This is a genomic window from Pseudonocardia acidicola, assembly GCF_012911935.1.
In the GTDB taxonomy this organism is placed as follows: domain Bacteria; phylum Actinomycetota; class Actinomycetes; order Mycobacteriales; family Pseudonocardiaceae; genus Pseudonocardia; species Pseudonocardia acidicola.
On sequence record NZ_JAAXLA010000045.1, the window covers coordinates 1 to 21,834 of the forward strand.

The window sequence follows — 21,834 nt, forward strand, 5'->3', positions numbered from 1 at the left end:
CCGCTCGTGTACCCCCGAAGAGGCCTTACCGCTCGACTTGCATGTGTTAAGCACGCCGCCAGCGTTCGTCCTGAGCCAGGATCAAACTCTCCAACAAAAACTGGCTCCAACAACACGCACCACCACGAGACGGGGCCCGCAGCAGCACGCGCACAACAAACTGGCACAAAAACCAATTCATAAACAAGCTCGACACACTGTTGAGTTCTCAAAAGACACCCGCACACCATGACGATCCTCGCGGACCGAGCCGGGGCTGTGTTTCCGTTGTTTCCCCACCGTACACCCACCGAAACCTGCCGGTTCCCGGGGGGTACTGCGGGGGGCGGTCAGCGGGCCTGTTGACCGGGCTCCAGGGCCCGTTCTGTCCGGCGTCTCGCTGACGAGGAGAAAGTTACGCGCCGCCTCCGGGGTGCGTCAAATCGCCCCCCTTGCAGGCTCCTGACCTGCAAAAATAGCCTCAGATCAGGTTACGGCGATGTGTCACGCCCGTCGCCGCCTGCGACGAGCGGTCGACCGGGTTCCAGGGCTTGCGACGCCGTCGCAGCACCAGGGGATGTCGACTGACCTGCGGGAACGCTCCGCGCCGCGGCCGCATCGGCCGGGGCCGGGGCGGCCGGGCCGGGGCGTTCGTCGCGGGAGGTCGCTCCGACAAGTTCTTCCGAAATTTCTTCGTTCGCGGTAGACGTACCGGTTCCCGTCGCCAGACGGTGCAACATCGCGTTGTAGGCCTTCAGCTCCATGTCACCGTCGGCGTCGGCTCGGCGATCATCGCGCCGGGCCGACCGCTCATCGAGGCGGGACCACTGGACCAGCAGCACGATGACCACGAGGAGCAGCGGCACTTCGCCGGAAGCCCAGGTCAGGCCGCCTCCGAGCTGCTGGTCCTGCAGCGGATCAGGAACCCAGGGCAGGGCCAAGCTGCGGTAGAAGTCCCCGCCGATCACGGTGCTCGAGCTCATGAGGGCCACCCCGAAGAAGGCGTGGAACGGCACGGACGCGAACACGATCCCCAGGCGAGCGGCAGGTGGTAGCCGGCGCGGGGCCGGGTCCACCCCGATCAGCGGCCAGAAGAACAGCGTTCCGACGAGCAGGAAGTGGGCGTTCATCGCGACGTGGGCCCAGTGCTGGTTCAGCGCCGTGGCGAACAGGTTCGAGAAGTAGAGCGCGTAGTAGCTCCCGACGAACAGCGGCAGCGCCACCAGCGGGTGTGTCAGCCAGCGGGCGAGCGGTGAGTGCACGGCGGCGAGCAGCCACTCACGCGGCCCGGGTGGTGCCGACCGCCCGGCGGGCGGCAACGCGCGCAATGCGAGGGTCGCCGGCGCCCCGAGCACGAGCAGGATCGGGACCAGCATCGACAGCATCATGTGTCCGGCCATGTGCACGCTGAACATGGCCGGGGCGTACCGGCCGATCCCCGAACTCGTCGCGAGCAGGAGCGCGACACAGCCACTGAGCCAGGCCACGGTGCGTCCCCGCGGCCAGGTGTCGCCGCGACGGCGCAGCCGGCGCGCCCCGGCGAGATAGAGCAGGGCCGCCACGACGGCCAGCGAGCCGTAGATCATGTTGAAGCGCCAGTCGGAGGCCAGCCGCGCCGGCGTGGGCGGTCCGCTGAGGTCGTACCCGATGAGCGCCTCGGTCACCGACGGCGGCGGTGCCCCGGTGGCCGGCGGGGCGCTGCGTCCCAGCGCGACGGCCAGGCCGATGGTGCCCATCATGATCAGCACCTCGATACCGCCCAGCCGCAGCAGCGCCGAGGGCTTACCCCGCGCGGCGGCCGCGACCGATCGGCGTCGGTGCGCGGCGCCCAGGGCCCCGAGCACCAGCAGTGCGGTCACTTTGCCCAGCACCAGCCAGCCGTAGCTGCTGCCCACCAGGTCCCGCAGCGGGACCCGGACCAGTGCGTTCACCACGCCGGTCACCGCAAGCACGAGCCAGCACACCAGGGCCAGCCGGGAGAACCGGGGAACGGCTGTCGCCAGCGCACCCTCCTGGCCTGCGGCCCGCCGGTGGGCGGCCAGCGCGATCACTGCAACCAGGCCGCCGACCCACAGCGAGGCGGCCAGCACGTGCAACATCAGGCTGTCGGTGGCCACATCGTGCGCGCCGCCACCGGCGGAATGTCCGGTGAGTGCCACCGGGAGCGGGCCGGCCAGGGCCAGACCGAAGACCGCCACGGTCCATCCCCAGCTGAGCACCATCCGGCATCCGACCAGCACCAGCAGCGCGATCAGCGCCGTCAGGGTCCAGGCCGTGGCGGCGGACAGTTTGGGCGTCAGGTCGATCAGCAGTCCGAGGTCCAGCACGTCCTCCACGGGGCGCCCCAGAGCATCGGCCACATTGAGCGGTATCAGTAGCAACGCCGTCGTGGCCCAGAGCGCCGCTGTGAACGAGGCCGCCCGGATCGCCCGATATCCGGCGACATCGAGATAGCCGGAACGCTGAGGTGCCACCAGGAACGCCGCCAGCAGCAGCAATCCGATGGTGAGCACCATGCTCACCTCGGCCAGCGCGCGGACGGCGGGGAGTCCGGCGGTGGTCAGCGTGCCCGGGTCGGGGAGCCCGAGGGTGGTGGCCGGTCTGGCACCGGAGAGCGCTGTCAGCCCGGCGGCCACCAGGACTGCGATCGCCGCCCCGAGTCCGATGAGCCCGGCGACCCCGGACGGCGGTCGCGTCTCGGCCGGCCGTGCGGCGGTGATCTGCCCCATGGCGCTCAGGCTAAGCCCGTTGCGGCACCCGTGGCTGCGGGGCCGTCGTGCATCGCCCCGGCTGCAACACTGCCGACGTGCTCGAAGATCCCGGCCGGCCGGCCGCGGTGCAGCGGTTGCTACAGACGGCCACGGACGGCCGGGGTGGAACCCCGCTGCCATGGATCGCGGCGCCGATCCGCCAGGCGGAGCGGGCACTCGACCTGCGGTGCGGGATCGGGGCTCTCGCCGGCGAGCTTGCGCCGGGGCGCTGGCTCGGCCTCGATGTGGGGCCGGTCCCGCCCCGCGACGGCGCATGGCTTCGGGGCACCGCCGATGCCGTGCCGCTGCGGGCCTGCGCGGTCGATGCGGTGTGTCTCACCCTCCTGCTGCCCCTGCTCGAGAACCTCGACGCCGTGTTCGCGGAGATCCGCCGGGTGCTGCGCCCGGGCGGCACTCTGGTGGCACTGGTGCCGTCGGCCACCCTGCGGTCGTGGGCCGACCTCCAGGACGTCGGCCTGCTGCGGGCCGCGCGGCGTGACGGCTGGCCCAACCGGTCCGGGCTGGATCATGCGAGCTGGCTGCTCGCCGCCGCCGATTTCGCCGTGCTCGGGGACGACCGGGGGTCGTTCCAGATTCCGGTACCCGACGCGGCGAGCGCGGCCCAGGTGGTCGCGGACCTGCACACCGCCGGTGTCTGGTCGCCACGGGCGAGCCCCGGCACCCGGCGCGCGCTGACCGCCCGGCTGGCCGGAAGCGCCGGCCCGGGGCGTGTCGTGCCCGTGCCGTTGCGTCGTCTCGTGGCCCGCCGCTGAGCGGCGCCCCCTTTGGCGGCTCGGTGTCATCGCCCGCCGCCGCGGGCTGCTGCTCAGCAGAGCGCGACGACCGTCCGGCCCGTCAGCCCGCCACCGCGATGTCGGCCGCGGCCCCGACGAGGACCCGACCCTGCTCGGGCTCCGGTGCCTCGACGACGTCGGCGACCACGCAGGTGATGTTGTCCGGCCCGCCACCCTGGTTGGCCAGCGCGATCAGCCGCTGCACCACGGCGGCGGGATCCGCGTCCGCAGCGAGCGCCTCGTGCACGGCCGCATCGTTCAACACGGCTGTCACCCCGTCCGAACAGAGCAGATAACGGTCCCCCACGATCGCCGCGCGCTCGCACAGGTCGGGCTCGGGTTCGTGCCCGGCCTGCAACGCGCGCAGCAGCACCGAGCGGCGCGGGTGTGTCGTCGCCTCCTCGGCCGTGATCCGGCCCTCGTCGACAAGCGCCTGGACGACGGTGTGGTCTCTGGTGACCTGCTCGAGCACGCCGCCGCGCAGCAGGTAGATGCGCGAGTCCCCGATGTGGAGCATGCCGAGGCGGTTGTCGTCGAGCAGGACCGCGATCGCGGTGGTGCCCATCCCGCGCAGCCCCGGGTCGCGTCCGGCCCGCTCGCCCAGTCGGCGCGCGGCGTCGGCAAGCGCCCCCGCCAGCGCGGCCGATAGGTCGACGTCGTGCAGGTCGGCCGGAAGCCGGTCGTCGAGATCGGCGAAGGCGGCGATGGTGAGGGCGCTGGCCACCTCGCCGTGGGCGTGGCCGCCCATGCCGTCCGCGACGGCGAGGAGTCGAGCGCTCGCTGCACCCGAGTCCTGATTCGCCGCGCGCATCCGACCGACATCCGACCCGATCGCGGACCGCAGACCCAGCGCCATGCCGTGCAGTATGACCACTGTGTACTCACTTCACAAGCACTAGGCCCGTGAATTATCGTTCCAGGCGTGGCCCAGGACACCACCGTGAACGCGGGAGACATCGCGCGTCTCGGCGGCGTGGGGCGCGCCGCGGTGAGCAACTGGCGTCGACGCCATCCCGATTTCCCGCAGCCGGTCGGCGGCACGGCGTCCAGCCCGCGGTTCTCCCTGCGTGACGTCGAGGACTGGCTCCGCCGCAACGGCAAGACCTACGACGTCTCCGTGGTCGAGCGGGTCTGGCAGCGGCTGCGCGCGGAGGGCGGCGACCTCGGCCTCGGGCACGTCGTTGCTCGGGCAGGAGCCCTGCTGGTACGGCTGCGCGACGGCGACGACAACCCGATACTTCCCGGCGTCGACGAACGGGCCGACCCCGACTTCGTCGAACTGGTCGAGGAACTCGCCCGTCAGCATGGGTACGCAGCGGCCTTCGAGTTGCTCCATGAGCGCTACCTGGAGGCGCACTCCCGCCAGCTGTCGACGACACCCCCCGATCTCGTCAGGCTCACGGTGCGGCTGGCCGATGCGGAGGGCAGCACCGTGCTCGATCCCGCGTGCGGCACGGGCAGCCTGCTGCTGGCCGCCGGTGCGGCGCGGACCATGGGCCAGGACGCCAACGACGGCAGCGCGCTGATCGCGGCGGCCCGGCTGCGACTGCAGGGGGTCCCGGCGACCGTCGTGGCCGGCGATTCCCTGCGGGACAACGGGTTCGCCGGCGTCGACGTGGACGCCGTCGTCTGCGACCCACCGGTCGGCGACCGGGGGTGGGGCCGCTCCGAGCTGGCCGGTGACCCCCGATGGACCTACGGGCTGCCGCCGCGGGGCGAGCCGGAGCTCGCGTGGGTGCAGCACTGCCTCGCGCACGTGCGGCCCGGCGGCCGCGTGGTCATCCGGATGCCGGCAGCGGCGGCGAGCCGCAGACCCGGGCGCCGGGTGCGGGCGAACCTGCTGCGCGGCGGCGCGCTGCGTGCGGTACTGGCGGTGACCCCGGACTCCGATCTGTGGCTGCTGCAGCGCCCGGAACCCGGCGAACGGCCCCCGTCCCGGATCGTGCTTCGCGACATCCACGGCACCCCCGACGACGTGGTGCGCGAGCTCGCCGCCGACTGCGGGGTGCCGATCGTCGATCTGCTTGACGACGAGGTGGACCTCAGCCCCGGGCGGCACGCCCCCCGCGGCGGCGAGCCCGATCCGGCACGGGGGTACGCCGCCGCGGTGGAACGGTTCCGCGCCCGGCAGGTGGTGCCACCCGAACTCACGACCTTCTCCGAACGCCGCAGCCTGCCGACGGCCACGATCGGCGAGCTGACCAGCGCCGGGCTGCTGACCGTGCGGCACTCGCCCACCCGGACGACCGTCGACGGCGGGGAGCTGCCCGTGCTGACCACCGGGGATCTCCTCGACGGCCGGCCCCCGTCGGGACGGACCTCGCCGGCGGCCGGCCTGGTCCGGGTGGAGCCCGGCGACGTCGTCGCGTCGCCGGCGGGCTGCGCTCGCGTGGCGGTCACCGGAGCGGTCCTCGGACCCGGACTGAGCGTCTACCGGGTCGATCCCGGACACCTCGATGCGGAGTTCCTCGCCGGGGTCCTGCGCTCGGTCGACCCGGACACCCGCGGCTCCAGCCGGTTCGACCTGCGCCGTACGCGGGTGCCGCGGCTGCCGTTGACCGAGCAACGGGCCTACGGCCAGGCGTTCCGCGAGCTGCTGGATCTTTCCGACGCGGCCCGCGATGCCGCTGAGCAGGGCGAGAAGCTCGTCCGGCTCGGGCTCGACGGGCTGGTGGACGGCTGGCTCGGTCCAGCGGGACGGGCTGAGGAGCGGCACGAACTCGCGTAGTGCAGCGGCCGCCAGACCGCGTTTCGGGGCGGACGCTACCCTTCCGATCGGCGGTTCAGCTGAACCGCCGAGCGCGGCCCGCCCTCGTAGCTCAGCTGGATAGAGCAAGAGCCTTCTAATCTCTAGGTCGCAGGTTCGAATCCTGCCGGGGGCACTAACCCGCTGGTCACAGCGCTGACCAGCGATCACACTCAAGATCCATCTACCGAATGCCTGCCGTTTACGCCCCGGGCGCGAAGCGGTCGAGAGCGGCGGATGCGGCGGCGCCGGCCACTCGCCGGGCCATGTAGACGTCCTGCGTCAGAGAGACCCGCTCGTGGCCGAGGTAGTCGGCGATCTCACAGGCCGACAGACCAGCCGCGTCGAGCCGCGTCGCGACGAGATGCCGGAAGGCCGCAACGCTCTCGCCACGATGCTCGGCCAACCCGAGTCCTACCTGTGGCCGGCCGCCGTCCCGCCAGAGCGGCAGGCGATGATCGCCGCGTCGGAGATCATCGGGGTGTACCCGCACCGCACCGCGGTCCCGCTCGACCTGTGGGACCAGCTGCTCGCCGCCGCAACGGACCGGATCGACGTCCTGGTCCACGCCAGCCAGTTCCTCGTCGAGCGGCCCGACTTCATCCGCACCCTGGCCGAGAAGGCCGGCGCCGGGGTCACCGTGCGGATCAACTTCGGCGACCCGGCCAGCCGCGCGGTGTCACTGCGCAGCGAGGAGGAGCAGCTCGGCAAGAGCGTGCTCGCCGTCCGCATCAAGTACGGACTCGCCGCCTACAAGCCGCTGCTCGGCACCCCGGGCATCGAGTTCCGGTTCCACAAGACCACGCTCTACAACTCGATCTTCCGCTACGACGACCAGATGATCGTCAACACCCACGTCTACGGCGTCCCGGGCGCCCACGCCCCCGCGCTGCACCTGCGCAAACTCGGCGCCGGCGACCTGTTCGACACCTACGCGAAGAGCTTCGTCGACGTCTGGACGCTGTCGAAGCCCGCGACATGGTGAACGATCGGCTCCGTGGCCCGGACCGACTACTACCAGGACCCTGACGCGCCGAAACCGAACAGCATCGTCATCGCCGTGTCCGCGTTCGTCCTCGACGACGCCGGCCGGCTACTGATGATCCGCCGCACCGACAACAACCGGCACGCCCTCCCCGGCGGCCGCCACGAACTCGGCGAGACCATGACCCAGACCGTCGTCCGCGAGGTCATCGAGGAAACCGGCATCACCGTCGAGGTCACCGGCTTGATCGGCATCTACTCCAATCCCGCCCATGTCATGGCCTACGACGACGGCGAGGTCCGCCAGGAGTTCTCCATCTGCTTCCGCGCCCGCCCGGTGTCCGGCGAGCCCCGCACGAGCGACGAGTCGTCCGAGGTCCGATGGGTGGAGCGCAAGCAGCTCGACGAGCTGGACATCCACCCGTCCATCCGCCTGCGCATCGATCACGGGTTCGCCGACCGCGCGGAGCCGTACTACACCTGACCGGTCAGCCCGACTTCCTCGATCCACCGCTCCGCTCGGGTCACTGTGCCGAGTAGGCGCTCCACGCTCAGGGCCATGCGAGGATGTCAGACATCGGCGGTGGTCTCCTCCTCGCTCTGCTGCGCGCTGCTGTGGTGGATCCGGCCCCGGGCCATCACGAGCCGGGGGCGGCGCAGGGTTTGGAGGTCGGTGAGCGGGTCGCCGTCGACAACGAGCAGATCGGCGGCCAGGCCGGCGGCAAGGCACCCGGTGACGGCAGACAGGCCGAGGGCGTCGGCGGCGTTCGCGGTGGCGAACTGCAGGATCCGGTCGTTGGGGAAGCCGAGCTCGGTGTACATCTCCAGGGCGCTGACGAAGTCGTTGAACACCGCCCCGGGCATGCCGGAGTCGGTCCCGATGATGATCGGGACTCCGAGGGAGTCCATCCAGGGCAGCTGATCGCCCAGGCGGTGCCCGGGTGGGAAGGGGATCCGCGCGGCGAACGCGGGCCAGTTGGGTGGGGTGGTGTCGCCAGCGTAGATCCCGGCGGCGGCCATCCGGCGGGCGACGTCGTCGCGGCGATCAGGCTTGCCCGACCCGCCTCTCCAGCCGCAATGCTCGATCGTCCGAACGCCGGCCGCGACGCAGTCGGTGATGGTCTGGGTGCCGTGGGCGTGCGCGGCCACGGGCAGCCCGACCGCGCCGGCCTCCGCGACGATCAGGCGTAGCTCGTCGAGGGTGAACTGGGACTCCCACGGCGACGCGCCGCCGGGGGTCGTCTGCCCGCCCCCGGCCATGACCTTGATGACGTCGGCCCCGGCGTCTGCGAGCTCGCGGATGCGGGCGCGGATGGCGTCGGGGCCCTCGACCACACCGCCGAGGAACCAGCAGTGCCCGTCGGGCGGGGTCAGCGGTGTTCCGGCCGCCAGGATCCGCGGGCCGGGCCGGGTCCCGGAGGCGATCTCGTTGCGCAGGGCGAAGGCGAGGCCGTGTCCGTCGCCGAGGTCCCGGATGGTGGTGACCCCGGCGTCGAGAGCCTGCAGCGCGCGGTCGGCCATCGCCTCGAATACCGCCTCCGGAGTGCTGGTCCGGAAGGCGCCGAAGGGGTCGCGGCTGGCGTCGGCGACCAGGTGCAGGTGGGTGTTGATCAACCCGGGCAGCAGGGTGGCGTCGGAGTGGTGCTGCTCGTCGCTGCCCGCTCGGGCCTGCTGACGCAGCTCGTCGCGCCCTCCGACCGCGACGATCCGATCGCCACGGACCAGCACCGCGGCGTCGGTGAGCTGCTGTCCGGCCGGTCCGGTCAGCAGCCGGTCGGCACTGATCAGGGTGTCCACGAGCGGGGCCTCCGAGGTCTCGGTCAAGGGGGTCGGCTAGCTGTCCCACTCGCGGAGGTTGGTGACGCGGATCGGGACACGCCGGATCGGATGATCTTGCAATAGGGAGGACCTCCAGGCGAGGTGTGGAGCTGCTGAAGGCGACCACACCACCGGCCCTGGAGGTCCTCGTGCCGCACCGTAATGCCCCGCTGACCGTGGAAGGCAGACGGCGTCTGTGTGAGCGTGTCGATCGCGGCCGCCCGATCGCGCACGTGGCCGCGGAGGCCACGATCTCCCCGCAGTGCCTCTCGAGCTGGTATGCCCGCTGGTGTGTCGAGGGTGAAACCGGCCTGCACGAGCGCTCCAGCCGCCCGCAGCACAGCCCGAACCGCACCCCGGTGCAGGTGAAGGACCGGATCGAACAGCGGGGCAACGTCGCGGTGATCAGCCGGTTGCCGCGGCGGTCGCGCGCAGCCGGCGTCCGGTGAGGTGCTGCAGGGGGACATCGTTGTGGTCCGGGTGTCTCGCCTGGCCGCTGCGGCCATCGGGAGGACGTCTGCTGCCACTCGGTACCTGCTTGGCTTCGTCGGCGAGAACGGCGCGGACACCGCGAGCAGTGACGACCCAAGCGTCTCACGCGTGATACGTTCGGGCCCATGGACGAGGTCACGATCCGCGATCTCCGCAACCACGGCGGGGAAGTGATGGACCGGGTCGAGCATGGTGAGACGCTGACCGTGACCCGGGCCGGGGTGCCGGTCGGGGAGCTACGGCCACTGCCGCGCCCGCGGGTCACCGCGAACACGCTGCTGGCGCGGTGGCGTTCCGTCCCGGCGGTAGACGCACAGGCCTTCCGCGCAGACGTGGACGCAGCGCTGGACCCGTCGCTGTGACCGCTTCAGCGGCGGGGCTCCTGGACACCAGCACGGTGATCAATCTCCCCCGCCTGACCGATGCCGCAGCGCTGCCCGACGTGCCGCTGATCTCGACCATCACGCTCGCGGAGCTGTCCGTGGGCCCGCTGGTGGCCACCTCGCAACAGGAGCGCGCCGCCCGACAGGCGGTCCTGCAGCAGGCCGAGGCGGACTTCGACCCACTGCCCTTCGACCCCGCGGCGGCACGGGCGTTCGCCAGGGTGGCTGCCGCGCTGCGCCAGAGCGGGCGCAAGCCCCAGGCCCGGGCGTACGACGCGATGATCGCCGCGGTAGCGCTCGCCCGCGACCTGCCCGTGCACACCAGCAATCCGAATGACTTCGCGGGCATCGACGGGCTGACGGTCGTTCTCGTTCCGGTCCCCGACTGAGCCGATCCGCGGCGGCAGGCGCCGGAGTTATGCCTCAGGCGTTCGCCGGCGGTAGCGCGCCAGGACCCCCGCGCCCGCAGCTCGTTGGTGCTGAGGTCACGGTTGCGACAGATGCGGACGGCTGCAGGTTCTCGGGGCTCGGCTTCAGGCCCTGCCCACATCGCGACGAAGGCGGTCAGCTCGGCACGTGGAGCTCGGCTGGCCAAGATCTCCGATCCGCTGGGTCACCGCCTCGTCGAGTCGTGCTGCCCGGCGGCGGGTCGGCGCGCAGCTCACCCCCGCGCCGTCGGTGAAAAGCTGCTCGCGGTCATCGCCCCGCAGGCCGGCCACAGCGACGGCCCACCCGCTCGGGTCGGTCGGTGCGGGGTCGTGATCGGCCAAGACCCACTCCTGGCGGCAACCCACGTTCACATGTGAGCGAGGCCCCAGCCCGGATCTCCATACCGTCTGACGTCGCCGCCTTGGCCAGATCGAGCCATACGGAGGTGTCGACGAGCAGCCGCGACATCCTCGGCACGACCCACGGTCTGCGCCACCAGGCCGACTGGTTGGCCGGCGCGGCTACCTCGGCGCCGATACCGCGCCGTTGTCCCGGACATGGCAGGAGCCCGCCTCCGGTGCGGAAGCGGGCTCCTGGTTGAGCAGCGTGGATCAGATGACGCGGACTCCGGTGGCCTGCGGGCCCTTGTTGCCCTGGCCGATCTCGAACTCCACGCGCTGCCCCTCATCGAGGCTGCGGAAGCCGCTCGCGTCGATCTCCGAGTAGTGCACGAAGACGTCAGCGCCGCCCCCGTCGACGGAGATGAAGCCGAAGCCCTTCTCGCCGTTGAACCACTTCACAGTTCCCTGTGCCATGCATCTGCTCCTCGCAGGTGGTTGGGGCCCGCACCGTGCGGGACCCGGCCGACTCTGGTGGCGCTGCCCGGCGTCTCTGTGACGCCGGCCCTCGTACACCAACTTGTTCCGCGGGCGCGCATTACACGAACACCGAAACTGAACGACCAGCCGTATACAACCACAGCGCGTCCCGGCCTGTTCCCGAAGCGTCGCCAACGCGGCCGCCCTGCCCTGCCCCGGCGGTCCTCCGATCACCCGGAGCTCCCCACCACTGCCGTCTTCGTGGCGCCGCCGGACGGTCAATCTGCTGTCGCTCCACAGTACGCGGCCATGTCGGTCCTAGCAGTCGATACCGGACTTTTCGTCATTATGCCGATTGGCGCATCGTTCTCACCGACGCGGGGCCGCCGGCAGCCCCTGCCGGCGGGCCCGCAGCGACGTCGACTCCCACCACCAGGGATGGGGACAGGCGTGCACAACAACTCGCGGCAGGGCATGAGCCTCCCGGCGCTGCTCGTGCTCATGCTTGTCACCGTCGGCGTCCTTGTCACCGTCGGCGTCGCCGACGGCCGGGGCGCGTGGAAGCTGTTCCGTGAGCCGGCGCTCACCGCGGCGGCCGGCGGGGACCGCGACGCCGACGCGGCGTGCCGCGTGCTCGCGGAGGCGGTGCGGAATCACCAGACACGCGGTGTGGCGCTGCCGGCCGACGAGCGCAACGGCCTCGTCGCGCAGCTCGACGAGCACGCGGCGACGAGTCACGCCGGGATCGCCGATGCGGCGCGGCGCGTGTCGTTGGTGCTCGGCGACGAGGGTTCGGCCGCGTCACCGCGGTCTCGGCGATGACCGGACCTGCGACGGCGTGCAGCGACGCGGGCTGGACGCCGCAGCGGCCCGGTGCCGTCGACTGAACGGGCACTCAGCTGCCACGCCTCTCGATCGGCCGGTGAGCCCGGGCGATCTCCCCGGATCTCGACGGGCACGAACGGCAGGTCGGGCACGAGCGCGCGCATGTACAGGGACCGCAGCCGATAACGTCTGCGAGGATCAGAGGCGCGGGCAGTACGAAACCTCGGCCACACCGAGGTGGTGTTGCGCAACGCCGTGCACGACGCCCTCACCGCCCGCCATCACCGGCTCGACCGTCCTGGGCAGTGGTACGACGACCCGGCCGGCGAACTCAACCAGCACGCCCGCGCCGACATCGCCACGTTCGGGTTCTGGCAGGCCCTGCTCGCCCGCCGAAGCGCCGGGCCAGACGCTGCCTCGGGCCAGGCGGCCAGCAACGTCTACCCCACTGCCGACGCCAGCAGCATCCTCATCGGCGCCAACCAGGACACGGCCTTCCGCCGGCTCGCCGAGGTCATGGGTCGGCCCGAACTCGCGGCCGACGATCGCTACGCCACCCACCACGCGCGCGGTGAGCGCCAGCAGGAACTCGACGGCCTCATCGCCCGCTGGTCGGCCACGTACGACGCCACCGAGCTTCTCGAACTGCTGCACGAGGGCGGCGTACCGGCCGGCCGCGTCTATCGCGCCGAGGACATGTTCGCCGACGAGCACTTCACCGCCCGCAACGCGATCGTGCGGGTCCGCAACAGCCGTGGCCACGAGTTCGCCATGCAGAACGTCGCCCCGCGCCTGTCGGACACCCCGGGTGGCGTCCGGTGGAGCGGCCCCGAACTCGGCGAGCACACCGATGATGTGCTCGCCGGTCTGGGGTATGCCGCCGCTGCCATCGAACGACTGCGCAACGACGCAATCGTCTAGTGGCTCAGGGGCGCGTGCGGACAGGGGGAACACGGTCTGCGAGGCGGACCGCCCGTCCAGGCCGGGACGGATCGTTCTCCGACGGGAGGCGCTGCTTCGGCAACTCCTGGCTGAGCCGGGCGGGGCGGTGCTCGTCGTCGACGGCCGAGCGTCGTTGCGCTGCGCCCTTCTCGGCGACGCCGAACGCGGAGCGCGGAACGGATGGGCCGGGGTGATCATCGCGGGCGCGGTGCGCGACTCCCGTGCGCTCGCCGATACCGATCTGGGGATCAAGGCCCTGGGATCGAACCCGCGGAGGGGAACCGCGCACGGGAGCGACGATGACGGCATCGTGGTAACCCGCCCAGGATACGACGGGCCATCGCCCCACCAAACAGTTCCTCACGTAACGAGAGGCTGTTGAGATGCCACCAGCAGATGAGGGTGCAGGGTGCTGAGTACGGGGCCTCACGGAGGTCACGGGCGGATCTGTTGTTCCGCCGGCGATCCTGAGTCGGGGTCTCGACCCTCTCGACGCCTCGACGACCGCCGCGACCCGCTGGGCGGCAATCATGCGCAGCCCAGCGGTCACGTTCGCCCCCGGTGGCCATGAGTACGTACCGACACCGGCGACACCGCGCGGCGCATTCCGTCGGTGGCAAATCGGTAACTCGGCCGTACCGGGCGGCGCCGTACGCAAGGTCTCACGAGCGCCTGATCGATTGTCGTCATGTGCGGATCCCGTCCTCATCGATACTTCCCCCGGTTGCTCGATCGATGAGGACGGGCCCACTCCTGTAACGAGCCGGTAGCGGTCAAGATACGCGGGTTCCGGATACATATTTTTATGCTGCTGCAATCAATTATTGTGCTGATCCGGCCGACCCGGCGGGAGTGTACGAGGATGGGCCCTGCCGCGTCCCCCGCAGATAAGGCCGTCACCACGGCCACTGAGGTAACCCCGTCGGCGGCGCAGTCACCTTCTCGGGCACCTGCCGGCCTGTAGACCGAGCAGGCCGTGACCGCCCAAGGCGGAATCGCACGGCGCCGGGGTCCTCGCACGTAGCATACGCACACGTGCCTGATCAGAGACTGAGCGTGAAGACCGCGGTCGACGGTGTGCTCGCGGGGGCCCGGGCTGACCTGGAACGGCTCGTGCGCATCCCGAGTATCTGGGCCGACCCCGCCCATTCCGAGGACACCCACGCGAGCGCCCGAACCGTGGCCGAGCTGGCTCGTGGCGCCGGTGCAGCCACCGTCCGGATCGTGGAGGTCGCCGGCGGCGCGCCTGCCGTGGTCGCGCAGTGGCCAGCGCCCGAAGGCCAGCCCACGATCCTGCTCTACGCCCACCACGACGTGCAGCCCACCGGTGGTGACGAGCACTGGACCACTCCGCCCTTCGAGCCCACCGAGCGTGACGGTCGGCTCTATGGCCGCGGCGCCGCCGACGACAAGGCCGGCGTATTGACGCACATCGCCGCCCTGCGCGCCTACGCCGGCAGACCACCGATCGGCGTCACGCTGTTCATCGAGGGCGAGGAGGAGTCCGGCTCGCCCACGCTCCCCGCGCTGCTGCGCGCCCACCACGACCTGCTCGCCGCAGACGTGGTCGTCATCGCCGATGCCGCCAACCCCGCGGTGGACGTGCCGGCGCTGACGACGAGCCTTCGTGGACTCGTCGACTGCGTCGTCGAGGTTGCGATGCTCGAGCACCCGGTCCACTCCGGGATGGCGGGCGGGGCGGCGGGCGATGCCCTCACGGCGCTGTGCAGGCTGTTGGCGAGCCTGCACGACGAGCACGGGGACGTCGCTGTGCCCGGCCTGGTTCGCGGGGAGCGGACAGCGGCGGGCGTCGGGGACGACGGGGCCGAGGCCGAGTTCAGGGCGAACAACGGCCTACTCGATGGTGTCGAGCTGATCGGGTGCGGCTCGATCCCGGAACGCATCTGGTGCCACCCCGCGGCGGCGATCCTCGGCATCGACGCGCCGCGCGTAGCCGATGCGCCCAACGTGTTGGTGCCCCGTGCCCGCGCTCTGGTCAGCTTACGGATCGCCCCCGGTGACGATCCAGCGGCGGCTCAGCACGCCCTCACCGAGCATCTCCAGGCGCACGTCCCCTGGGGCGCCCAGCTGACCGTCGTTCCGCGAACGGGCGGCGGCCCGTTCAGCCTCGAGGCCATCGGTGACCCCTACGACGCCGCCCGCCGCGCGTTCGCCGAGGCCTATGGCAACGACGTCCGCGAAATCGGGATGGGCGGGTCCATCCCGTTCGTCGCCGAGTTCGCCCGCACGTTCCCGGGCGCCGCCGTACTCGTCACCGGGGTCGGCGATCCTGCGAGTCACTGGCACGGCATCGACGAGAGCCTGCATCTGGGCATGTTCGCCCGTGGCGTGCTCGCGGAAGCGCTGCTGCTGGCCGAGCTGGCGAGGGGCTGACGCGTGGGCGTCGGCCCGTCACCGCTCGTGCGGCGGTCTTCAGCCGAGAAGTCGGTCGAGGACTTGCCGCACGGCCGGTGCGCACCGGACCCTGTCGTCCGGCCCGACCCACGTCAGTTCTGCGATCTCCCGTGCCGGTCGCGGCACCCCCGAGGCATCGGCCCGGAAGCAGTGCATCCGCAGCGCGGCACGCGGGACGCCGTGGGCCCGGGCGTGCACGACGAACGCCTCAGCGATGCTCGCCGCGTCAACGACCATTCCGAGCTCCTCGGCAACCTCGCGCCGCAGGGTCTGGGAGAGGGTCTCACCGGGCTCGGGCTTGCCGCCGGGAAGGTAGAAGGCGGCCCGTCCCCGGGTGCGGACGACGAGCAACCGACCATCCCGGATACACAGCCAGCCGACCGAGACGATGCGGGCCACGCTCACTCGATGACGGTCCCGTGCAGCGCCTCGTCGAGCTCCACGTAGGTCGCCCATTCCTCGAGCAGCCTCACAAACTCGGGGGTCTTTCCCTCCGCCCGGTATTGCTCGATATCGGTCACCTCGATCACTTCCAGATAGCTGACCGAGGGCGCGCCCTGCTCGTCGAGGGCGCCCTCGATCCGCGTCACGTCATAGCTGAGGATGGCCGGGCTATTGCGCGCCACCGGGTAGTCGGTCCGGCGGATCCACGCCTCGTAGTCGGCCGGATCCACGCCGGGGCGCAGCTTGTTCAGGAAGAAGACGCGGTAGGTCACGGTGTTCCTCGATTCCTCGGTCGTGCTGAGGTGCGGTGGGGGTGGGGTGCGGTCAGAGCCGGGTGAGCACCTCGCGCGCGGTCAGGGTGGCGATGCGGTGGGCGTCGGCGGCAGGGAAGAGCCACAGCCCGATCGAGTCGGAGCCGGCGTCGAGGAGCCTGCGCAGCTTCTCCGCGCACTCGTCCGGCGCACCGGCGACGGCGAGATCCTCGACCCACGAGTCGGGCATGTTCTTCGCGACGTGCTCGACGCCGCCCTCCGCGAGCAAGTCAGCCAGCTCGTCGCGGATGCCGTAGACCTGCGACAGCGCGTTGTCCGGCATCGCAGCCAGATAGAACGCGATGGACTCACGGACGGCGTCCTTGGCCACGGCAGGGTTGGCGTCGACGGAGAACAGCGCGTAAGTCACCAGGCGGTGTGGACGCGTCCGCCCTCCGACGCGGGCCCCGGCGTCGACCTGCTCGCGAGCCCACCGCACGTAGGCGGGGCTGGAGAGCGTGGAGAGCACGGTGCCGTCCGCGATCTCCCCCGACAGGCGCAGCCCCCGCTCGTTGACCACACCGGTGTAGAGCGGCACCCGGGTCGCGGGCGCGTGGGTGAGCACGATCTTGTCGAAGTGGAAGTGCTCGGACTCGGTGAGCTCCTCACCGTCGAGCAGCCGGCGCACCGCGGTCACGCATTGGCGCAGCGCTGAGAGCGGCTTCGGGGGCATCAGCCCCATCTGGTCCAGCCAGGCAGGGACGCCGTGCCCGATCCCGCCGTAGATCCGCCCCGGGAACTGCACGTCGAGCGTTGCGAGCTCCATCGCCAGCACCGCCGGGTGCCGGGTCGCGGCGGAGACGATGCCCAGCCCGAGGGGAAGTCGGTCAGTCGCGGCGAGGGCCGCCGCAGATCCGGCGATGCCTCCGGAGAAGAAGCAGTCCTCGGAGAACCAGAGCTCGCCGAAACCCAGCTCCTCGGCCAACCGGGCCATAGGCACGATGTCCCTGGGCGGCATGTGACTGCCCAGGACCAGCCCGACCGGTGAGACCGACGAGGTCACGGGCGGCGTCACGAGGACACCACCGCGGCTCGTCGGCTCCTACAGGATGCGCACATGGATCCTCCTTCGAGGCAGCGCCGCCGCGGGTGCGAACCGGCTCCGCTGTGGGGCTGAACCTAGGGAGACGCCACCGCGAAGTCTCTGGCGGAATCGCCGAGATCCGCGGCCATGTTGTGCGAAGCGCCGAACACGCGATCGGCGAGCGTTCCGCAGGTACAGACCTCTGCCTCTTCGGGCCGGCGCAGCGCCAGCTACTGGAAAGTCTGCACAGTTCTTCCCGCTTCTTCGGGCGATGAGCACAGGCCTCGCCCGTTGTCTCGCCCTTAGTCTCACAGTCGAGTCGCCCGGTCCGGGCGCCGCACCTGACCTTGAGGATCGGCAACGGAGAGGCCATGCGCATCGGAATTGACGTGGGCGGGACGAACACCGACGCCGTACTGCTCGATGGTTCTACCGTGCTGGCCGAGACCAAGGTGGCCACGACCGAGGATGTCACCTCAGGCATCGCGGCCGCCCTCGCCGCGCTGCATGCCGCCACGGCCCACGACCCCGGCGCGGTGCAGGGGGTCATGATCGGCACGACGCACTTCATCAACGCGATCGTCCAGGGGCGCGACCTCGCACCCACGGCAGCGATCAGGCTGGGCCTGCCCGCGACGGAGGCCCTCCCGCCGATGTCGGGCTGGCCCGCCCGGCTGGTGACCGCGATCAACGGCCGCAGCTACCTCTGTCATGGCGGGCACGAGATCGACGGCCGGTCGATCGCGCCGGTGCGACGCGACGAGCTGGAACGGGCCGCCGAGGACATCCACGCCCACGGCGTGCACTGCGTCGCGATCTCGTCAGTCTACTCCCCGATCAACGCAGACTGCGAACTCGAGGCGGCCGAGATCCTGCGCGAACTGCTGCCGGACACCTCGATCAGCCTCTCGCACCAGATCGGTCGGATGGGCCTGCTGGAGCGCGAGAACGCGACGATCATCAACGCCTGCCTCAGCGAACTCGCCTCACACATCTGCCACGGCCTCGGCCAAGCCGTGAGCGCCGCCGGCATCGACGCGCCGCTGTTCCTCAGCCAGAACGACGGCACCCTGATGGACGTCGACCACGCGCGCCATTACCCCGTGGCCACCTTTGCCTCCGGCCCGACCAACTCGATGCGCGGCGCGGCCTTCCTCTCCGGACTGCGCGACTGCGCCGTCGTCGACGTCGGCGGGACCACGTCCGACGTGGGGATGTTGCGCCACGGGTTTCCCCACGAGGCCAGCACCGAGATCAGCGTCGGCGGAATCCGCACGAACTTCCGGATGCCCGACGTGCTGTCCGTGGGCCTCGGCGGCGGCAGCCGGGTGCGCGAGGATCCGCTCTCCATCGGGCCCGACAGTGTCGGCTACCGCCTCACCCAGGAGGCCCTCGTGTTCGGAGGCCGCACGCTGACCTGCACCGATATCGCCGCCGCCGCCGGCATCGCGGACATCGGCGACCGCGGCCTCGTGCGCCACCTCGAGCGCTCGTTCGTCGATGCGGTGCGCGCACGGATCGCCGAGGAGATCGGCGCGGCCGTCGACCGGGTGCGTCCGAGCGCGGAGCACCTCCCCATCGTCGCGGTGGGCGGCGGCAGCATCCTCGTGCCGGACGAGCTCCCCGGCGTCGGCCTCGTCCACCGGCCGGCCCACCACGCGACCGCGAATGCCATCGGCGCGGCCATCGCCCAGGTCGGGGGCGAGGTGGACAAGATGTACTCGGTGGCGCCCGGAGAGCGAGACCGACTGCTCGACGAGGCCAAGCAGGAGGCCGTGGACAAGGCCGTCGCAGCCGGTGCCAAGCCCGACTCGGTGCAGATCGTCGACGTCGATGAGATCCCGTTGGCGTACCTGCCCGGCAATGCGACCCGGATCCGCGTCAAAGCGGTCGGTGACCTGGTGTTGTCCGGCTGATCCCTGGCGGCGCTGATCCGCCGCCGACGCCGCATCCCCTCTGCCCCGACACGGAGACACCGATGGCCCAGACCCTGCAGCTCGACGACCTCCCCGACCTCGCGCGCGGCGCCGCGCTGCTCGGCACGGGAGGCGGTGGCGATCCCTACATCGGGCTCCTGCTCGTCTCCGCCGAGCTCGAGCGCGGCCGCACCATCACGCTGATCGACCCGGCGGAGGTCGACGACGACGCACTGGTGGTGGCCAGCGCCTTCATGGGCGCCCCCACAGTCGTGATCGAGAAGATCCCCAGCGGCGACGAGCCGGTGGTGGCGCTGCGCCGCCTCGAACAGCACCTCGGTCGCTCCGCCGACGCCATCATCCCGATGGAGTGCGGCGGCCTGAATTCGATGGTGCCGCTGCTCGTGGCCGCTCGCACCGGGCTGCCCATCGTCGACGGTGATGGCATGGGCCGCGCGTTCCCCGAGCTGCAGATGGAGACGTTCGGCGTCTACGGGGTCTCGGGCTCGCCCATCGCGATCTGCAACGAGCGCAAGCACGTCACCGTGATCGACACCGGCCCGGACAACCACAGCATGGAGTGGTACGCCCGCGGAGTCACCATCCGCATGGGAGGGGTGTCCTACATCGCCGAGTACCCGATGACCGGTACCCAGGTCAAGGCCACTGCGATCCCCCGCACCATGACTCTGGCGCTGCGATTGGGCCGCGTGATCCGCGAAGCCCGGGAGCAGCACCGCGATCCCTTTCAGGCGTTGATCGAGTGCTTGTCCGACACCATCTACCAGCACGGGCGCATCCTGCTGGAGGGCAAGGTCGTGGATGTCGAACGGCGCAGCGCGGACGGCTTCGTCCGGGGTACCGCGCGCATCTCCACCTTCGACGGTTCCCGGACCGTCGAGTTGACGTTCCAGAACGAGCACCTGATGGCCCGCGACGGGGACCGGCTCCTGGCCCTCGTGCCCGACCTGATCTCGGTACTGGACGCCGAGTCCGCCGCGCCGATCACCACCGAGGCGCTGCGGTACGGCCAGCGCGTGCGGCTCTTCGCCATCTCCACGCCGCCGATCATGCGCACCCCCGAGGCGCTGGAGATCTTCGGGCCGAGCGCCTTCGGAATCGACGAAGACTGGATCCCCGTCGAGGAACTGGCCGCCGGATGACCCGGCGATGCTCGCCGAGCGCGGCCGCTCGCCCCGCGGCGATCCCTGCGCGCACGCCTCAGATGAGGGCCCGGGCCCGGCAGGCCAGCTGGAGCAAGAGCCAGTCGTCCGGGTTGTCCGGGTCCACGTCCAGCTCGGCGAAGATCCGCTCGACCCGGTAGGCCACAGAGTTGCGGTGTAGGTGCAGCTCAATGGCGGCACGGGAGAGGGAACCGTGGTTGTCGAGGTAGGCCTGCAACGTCCGGATCGCCGCCGCGGCCTTGCTACGGCCCATCTTGTCCAACGGCGCGAGCACCGTGTCGACGGCGGTGCGCGCGGTCTGCGAGGCATACCACTCGACGAGGGTCCGGCGCAGACCCAGGCCGTCGAAGGCCGTCGCGGTGTTGGCCCGTCCCCGCGCCCGCACCGCGCCGGCCGCCGCCCTGGCCTCGGCCGCCGAGCTGATCAGGCCGGTCGGGCCGCCGTGGGCCGACCCCACACCGCAGTACAGCTCCACATCGGGAAACGCGGCGATGGCCGCGTCGAGCGCCCGCTGCACAACCCGGGTTGCGTCGGCCGCCGCGGCCGACCCGGGATCGCTGCGCGACATCTGGATCAGCAGCAGCCCTCGCTCGGCGCGGGCGAGGTGCCAGGTGCCGCTGCTGCGGACCACGCCCAGCGTCACCCGGCCGAGTTCCTCGCGCCTGGCGTACGCCGCTACCTCGTCGCTGTCCGGCAGCTTCTCATCGTTCAATTCGATGCGCGTTACGAGGTGCCAACCGTCGATGGGCAACCCCAGCGAGCGCGCCCGCCGCAGCAGCTCCGAACGCCCGCGCGCGGAGCTGTCCAGCAGCTCGGCGAGCAGCTCGGCGCGCGAACGCACCGGCAGTTCCTGAGCACGGCGCTCGGCCAGGGCCGCCAGCCCGAGGGAGTTGGCCAGCAGCCTGCCGATCAGCGCCAGCTCGGGCCGGGCGTGCGCCGCCCCGTTGCGGATCAGGACCCACCGCTGGGTGTCGTTGCTCAAGCCGACCGGGAATGCGAGCTCCCCCTCGGGTCGGTCGGAAAGGACAATCTCCGCATCGGCAATTTCGGCGATCTCGGAAACCAATGTCTCCGGCTCGGAATCACGATCGGTCGTCAGTCGCTGGACCGCGACGACGGTGCGCCGCAGGGCCAGCTCGGCCGAGCCGCGCAACGCCATGTCAAGCCCGCACACCAGATCGGCGATGTTGATCGGATCGACGTTGCGCAAGATCGCTATTCCGAATCGCTCGGCCGTCGCCGCAGACGTGGAGGTCGGGCGCGGGGCCGTGGGGTCGGCCAGCACCAACGCGGCCACCCCTCGGGTGGCCGCCAGCCGCAGCGCGACGTCGAACCGGTAGGAGTCGACCGCCTCGTTGACGTGGGTACTCAGTACCGCGATCGCAGCCGCCGGGCAGGCCTGCAGATCGAGCAGGTTCTCCGCGACGAAGACCCGCTCCACAGCCGTGGCTCCTGGCTTGCCGCCGAGACACTCCAGGCGCAACCCGGGGGTCCGCAGCACCTCGTCGAGCTGTGGCACGCTCATCATCCTTTCGGCAAGAATGCCAATAGACTGGCGATTTTCGTGCAGGAAGTACAGG

General features: G+C 71.1%; 22 protein-coding genes, 1 tRNA gene and 1 rRNA gene. 14 read left to right on the forward strand and 10 right to left on the reverse strand.

Going from position 1 to position 21,834, the window contains the following annotated elements; translation table 11 throughout:
• Together HF526_RS21790 and HF526_RS21795 are read right to left on the reverse strand one after the other, a co-directional pair.
• Nucleotides 1-97 (reverse strand): 16S ribosomal RNA (locus tag HF526_RS21790); the annotation flags it as partial.
• Nucleotides 98-470: 373 nt separating this feature from the next.
• Nucleotides 471-2,708, reverse strand: a complete 2,238-nt coding sequence (locus HF526_RS21795; protein ID WP_169383408.1) for a bifunctional copper resistance protein CopD/cytochrome c oxidase assembly protein — start codon at nucleotides 2,706-2,708, stop codon at nucleotides 471-473.
• Nucleotides 2,709-2,785: 77 nt separating this feature from the next.
• On the opposite strand from HF526_RS21795, the gene HF526_RS21800 reads away from it, so the two are divergent.
• Nucleotides 2,786-3,502, forward strand: a complete 717-nt coding sequence (locus HF526_RS21800) for a methyltransferase domain-containing protein (RefSeq protein WP_169383409.1) — start codon at nucleotides 2,786-2,788, stop codon at nucleotides 3,500-3,502.
• Nucleotides 3,503-3,584: 82 nt separating this feature from the next.
• Here HF526_RS21800 and HF526_RS21805 read toward each other — a convergent pair whose 3' ends face one another.
• The gene (locus tag HF526_RS21805; RefSeq protein WP_169383410.1) at nucleotides 3,585-4,379 is read right to left on the reverse strand and encodes a PP2C family protein-serine/threonine phosphatase; all 795 of its coding nucleotides are present in this window, start codon (nucleotides 4,377-4,379) and stop codon (nucleotides 3,585-3,587) included.
• A 66-nt stretch (nucleotides 4,380-4,445) separates the two neighbouring features.
• Between HF526_RS21805 and HF526_RS21810 the strand changes: the two genes are divergently transcribed.
• A complete protein-coding gene (locus HF526_RS21810) occupies nucleotides 4,446-6,251 on the forward strand; it encodes an N-6 DNA methylase (RefSeq protein ID WP_169383411.1) in 1,806 nt (601 codons plus the stop codon).
• 80 nt (nucleotides 6,252-6,331) lie between these two features.
• Nucleotides 6,332-6,405, forward strand: a tRNA-Arg gene (locus HF526_RS21815).
• A 66-nt stretch (nucleotides 6,406-6,471) separates the two neighbouring features.
• Here the strand turns inward: HF526_RS21815 and HF526_RS34690 are convergent.
• Nucleotides 6,472-6,675, reverse strand: a complete 204-nt coding sequence (locus HF526_RS34690) for a site-specific integrase (protein ID WP_239028989.1) — start codon at nucleotides 6,673-6,675, stop codon at nucleotides 6,472-6,474.
• Between HF526_RS34690 and HF526_RS21820 the strand changes: the two genes are divergently transcribed.
• Nucleotides 6,664-7,254, forward strand: coding sequence for an XRE family transcriptional regulator (locus HF526_RS21820; RefSeq protein ID WP_211177619.1), 591 nt, complete (start codon nucleotides 6,664-6,666; stop codon nucleotides 7,252-7,254). The two genes, HF526_RS34690 and HF526_RS21820, sit on opposite strands and share 12 nt — an antisense overlap.
• 12 nt (nucleotides 7,255-7,266) lie before the next feature.
• Nucleotides 7,267-7,737, forward strand: a complete 471-nt coding sequence (locus tag HF526_RS21825; protein WP_169383412.1) for an NUDIX domain-containing protein — start codon at nucleotides 7,267-7,269, stop codon at nucleotides 7,735-7,737.
• An 86-nt stretch (nucleotides 7,738-7,823) separates the two neighbouring features.
• Here HF526_RS21825 and HF526_RS21830 read toward each other — a convergent pair whose 3' ends face one another.
• The gene (locus tag HF526_RS21830; RefSeq protein ID WP_211177620.1) at nucleotides 7,824-9,077 is read right to left on the reverse strand and encodes an amidohydrolase family protein; all 1,254 of its coding nucleotides are present in this window, start codon (nucleotides 9,075-9,077) and stop codon (nucleotides 7,824-7,826) included.
• Nucleotides 9,078-9,220: 143 nt separating this feature from the next.
• On the opposite strand from HF526_RS21830, the gene HF526_RS21835 reads away from it, so the two are divergent.
• From HF526_RS21835 to HF526_RS21845, 3 genes are all read left to right on the forward strand, one after another.
• Nucleotides 9,221-9,520 (forward strand): leucine zipper domain-containing protein, encoded by a 300-nt coding sequence (locus HF526_RS21835; protein ID WP_211177621.1) that lies wholly within the window; start codon nucleotides 9,221-9,223, stop codon nucleotides 9,518-9,520.
• A 168-nt stretch (nucleotides 9,521-9,688) separates the two neighbouring features.
• Nucleotides 9,689-9,925 carry a type II toxin-antitoxin system Phd/YefM family antitoxin gene (locus HF526_RS21840; protein WP_211177622.1) on the forward strand — a complete coding sequence of 79 codons (237 nt, stop codon included), beginning with the start codon at nucleotides 9,689-9,691 and terminating at the stop codon, nucleotides 9,923-9,925.
• Nucleotides 9,922-10,335, forward strand: a complete 414-nt coding sequence (locus HF526_RS21845) for a PIN domain-containing protein (protein WP_169383413.1) — start codon at nucleotides 9,922-9,924, stop codon at nucleotides 10,333-10,335. The genes HF526_RS21840 and HF526_RS21845 overlap by 4 nt, the downstream gene beginning before the upstream one ends.
• 651 nt (nucleotides 10,336-10,986) lie before the next feature.
• On the opposite strand, the gene HF526_RS21850 is transcribed toward HF526_RS21845, so the two are convergent.
• Complete coding sequence (locus HF526_RS21850; RefSeq protein WP_169383414.1) at nucleotides 10,987-11,190, reverse strand: cold-shock protein; 204 nt, start codon at nucleotides 11,188-11,190, stop codon at nucleotides 10,987-10,989.
• A 453-nt stretch (nucleotides 11,191-11,643) separates the two neighbouring features.
• Between HF526_RS21850 and HF526_RS21855 the strand changes: the two genes are divergently transcribed.
• The 4 genes from HF526_RS21855 to HF526_RS21870 all read left to right on the forward strand — a co-directional run bounded on the left by HF526_RS21855 (nucleotide 11,644) and on the right by HF526_RS21870 (nucleotide 15,354).
• Nucleotides 11,644-12,015 (forward strand): hypothetical protein, encoded by a 372-nt coding sequence (locus tag HF526_RS21855; RefSeq protein ID WP_169383415.1) that lies wholly within the window; start codon nucleotides 11,644-11,646, stop codon nucleotides 12,013-12,015.
• A 243-nt stretch (nucleotides 12,016-12,258) separates the two neighbouring features.
• Nucleotides 12,259-12,939: a CoA transferase gene (locus HF526_RS21860; RefSeq protein ID WP_211177623.1), complete on the forward strand. Its 681-nt coding sequence runs from the start codon at nucleotides 12,259-12,261 to the stop codon at nucleotides 12,937-12,939.
• Nucleotides 12,893-13,342: an RraA family protein gene (locus HF526_RS37505; RefSeq protein WP_169383416.1), complete on the forward strand. Its 450-nt coding sequence runs from the start codon at nucleotides 12,893-12,895 to the stop codon at nucleotides 13,340-13,342. The genes HF526_RS21860 and HF526_RS37505 overlap by 47 nt, the downstream gene beginning before the upstream one ends.
• 653 nt (nucleotides 13,343-13,995) lie before the next feature.
• On the forward strand, nucleotides 13,996-15,354 hold the full coding sequence (locus HF526_RS21870) for a dipeptidase (protein WP_338051653.1): 1,359 nt from the start codon (nucleotides 13,996-13,998) through the stop codon (nucleotides 15,352-15,354).
• Between the two features lie 39 nt (nucleotides 15,355-15,393).
• On the opposite strand, the gene HF526_RS21875 is transcribed toward HF526_RS21870, so the two are convergent.
• The 3 genes from HF526_RS21875 to HF526_RS21885 are packed head-to-tail and all read right to left on the reverse strand — an operon-like array spanning nucleotide 15,394 to nucleotide 17,145.
• The gene (locus tag HF526_RS21875) at nucleotides 15,394-15,780 is read right to left on the reverse strand and encodes an NUDIX hydrolase (protein ID WP_211177624.1); all 387 of its coding nucleotides are present in this window, start codon (nucleotides 15,778-15,780) and stop codon (nucleotides 15,394-15,396) included.
• Complete coding sequence (locus tag HF526_RS21880; protein ID WP_169383418.1) at nucleotides 15,777-16,091, reverse strand: hypothetical protein; 315 nt, start codon at nucleotides 16,089-16,091, stop codon at nucleotides 15,777-15,779. Before HF526_RS21880 ends, HF526_RS21875 begins: the two co-directional genes overlap by 4 nt.
• Before the next feature lie 52 nt (nucleotides 16,092-16,143).
• Entirely contained in the window at nucleotides 16,144-17,145 is a 1,002-nt protein-coding gene (locus tag HF526_RS21885) for an LLM class flavin-dependent oxidoreductase (protein WP_211177625.1), read from the reverse strand.
• A 380-nt stretch (nucleotides 17,146-17,525) separates the two neighbouring features.
• Here HF526_RS21885 and HF526_RS21890 point away from each other — a divergent pair, with 380 nt between their 5' ends.
• Together HF526_RS21890 and HF526_RS21895 are read left to right on the forward strand one after the other, a co-directional pair.
• The gene (locus HF526_RS21890; protein WP_169383419.1) at nucleotides 17,526-19,070 is read left to right on the forward strand and encodes a hydantoinase/oxoprolinase family protein; all 1,545 of its coding nucleotides are present in this window, start codon (nucleotides 17,526-17,528) and stop codon (nucleotides 19,068-19,070) included.
• Nucleotides 19,071-19,132: 62 nt separating this feature from the next.
• Nucleotides 19,133-20,233: a DUF917 domain-containing protein gene (locus HF526_RS21895; protein WP_169383420.1), complete on the forward strand. Its 1,101-nt coding sequence runs from the start codon at nucleotides 19,133-19,135 to the stop codon at nucleotides 20,231-20,233.
• Nucleotides 20,234-20,291: 58 nt separating this feature from the next.
• On the opposite strand, the gene HF526_RS21900 is transcribed toward HF526_RS21895, so the two are convergent.
• Complete coding sequence (locus tag HF526_RS21900) at nucleotides 20,292-21,773, reverse strand: helix-turn-helix domain-containing protein (RefSeq protein WP_169383421.1); 1,482 nt, start codon at nucleotides 21,771-21,773, stop codon at nucleotides 20,292-20,294.
• Between the last annotated feature and the right edge of the window lie 61 nt (nucleotides 21,774-21,834).

Excerpts from the sequence above, each read along its gene's own strand:
- HF526_RS37505 (WP_169383416.1), top strand. The coding sequence starts at position 12,893 with ATGCCGCCGCTGCCATCGAACGACTGCGCAACGACGCAATCGTCTAGT.
- HF526_RS21850 (WP_169383414.1), bottom strand. The coding sequence starts at position 11,190 with ATGGCACAGGGAACTGTGAAGTGGTTCAACGGCGAGAAGGGCTTCGGC.
- HF526_RS21895 (WP_169383420.1), top strand. The coding sequence starts at position 19,133 with ATGGCCCAGACCCTGCAGCTCGACGACCTCCCCGACCTCGCGCGCGGC.
- HF526_RS21890 (WP_169383419.1), top strand. The coding sequence starts at position 17,526 with ATGCGCATCGGAATTGACGTGGGCGGGACGAACACCGACGCCGTACTG.
- HF526_RS21805 (WP_169383410.1), bottom strand. The coding sequence starts at position 4,379 with ATGGCGCTGGGTCTGCGGTCCGCGATCGGGTCGGATGTCGGTCGGATG.
- HF526_RS21795 (WP_169383408.1), bottom strand. The coding sequence starts at position 2,708 with ATGGGGCAGATCACCGCCGCACGGCCGGCCGAGACGCGACCGCCGTCC.
- HF526_RS21840 (WP_211177622.1), top strand. The coding sequence starts at position 9,689 with ATGGACGAGGTCACGATCCGCGATCTCCGCAACCACGGCGGGGAAGTG.
- HF526_RS21820 (WP_211177619.1), top strand. The coding sequence starts at position 6,664 with ATGCTCGGCCAACCCGAGTCCTACCTGTGGCCGGCCGCCGTCCCGCCA.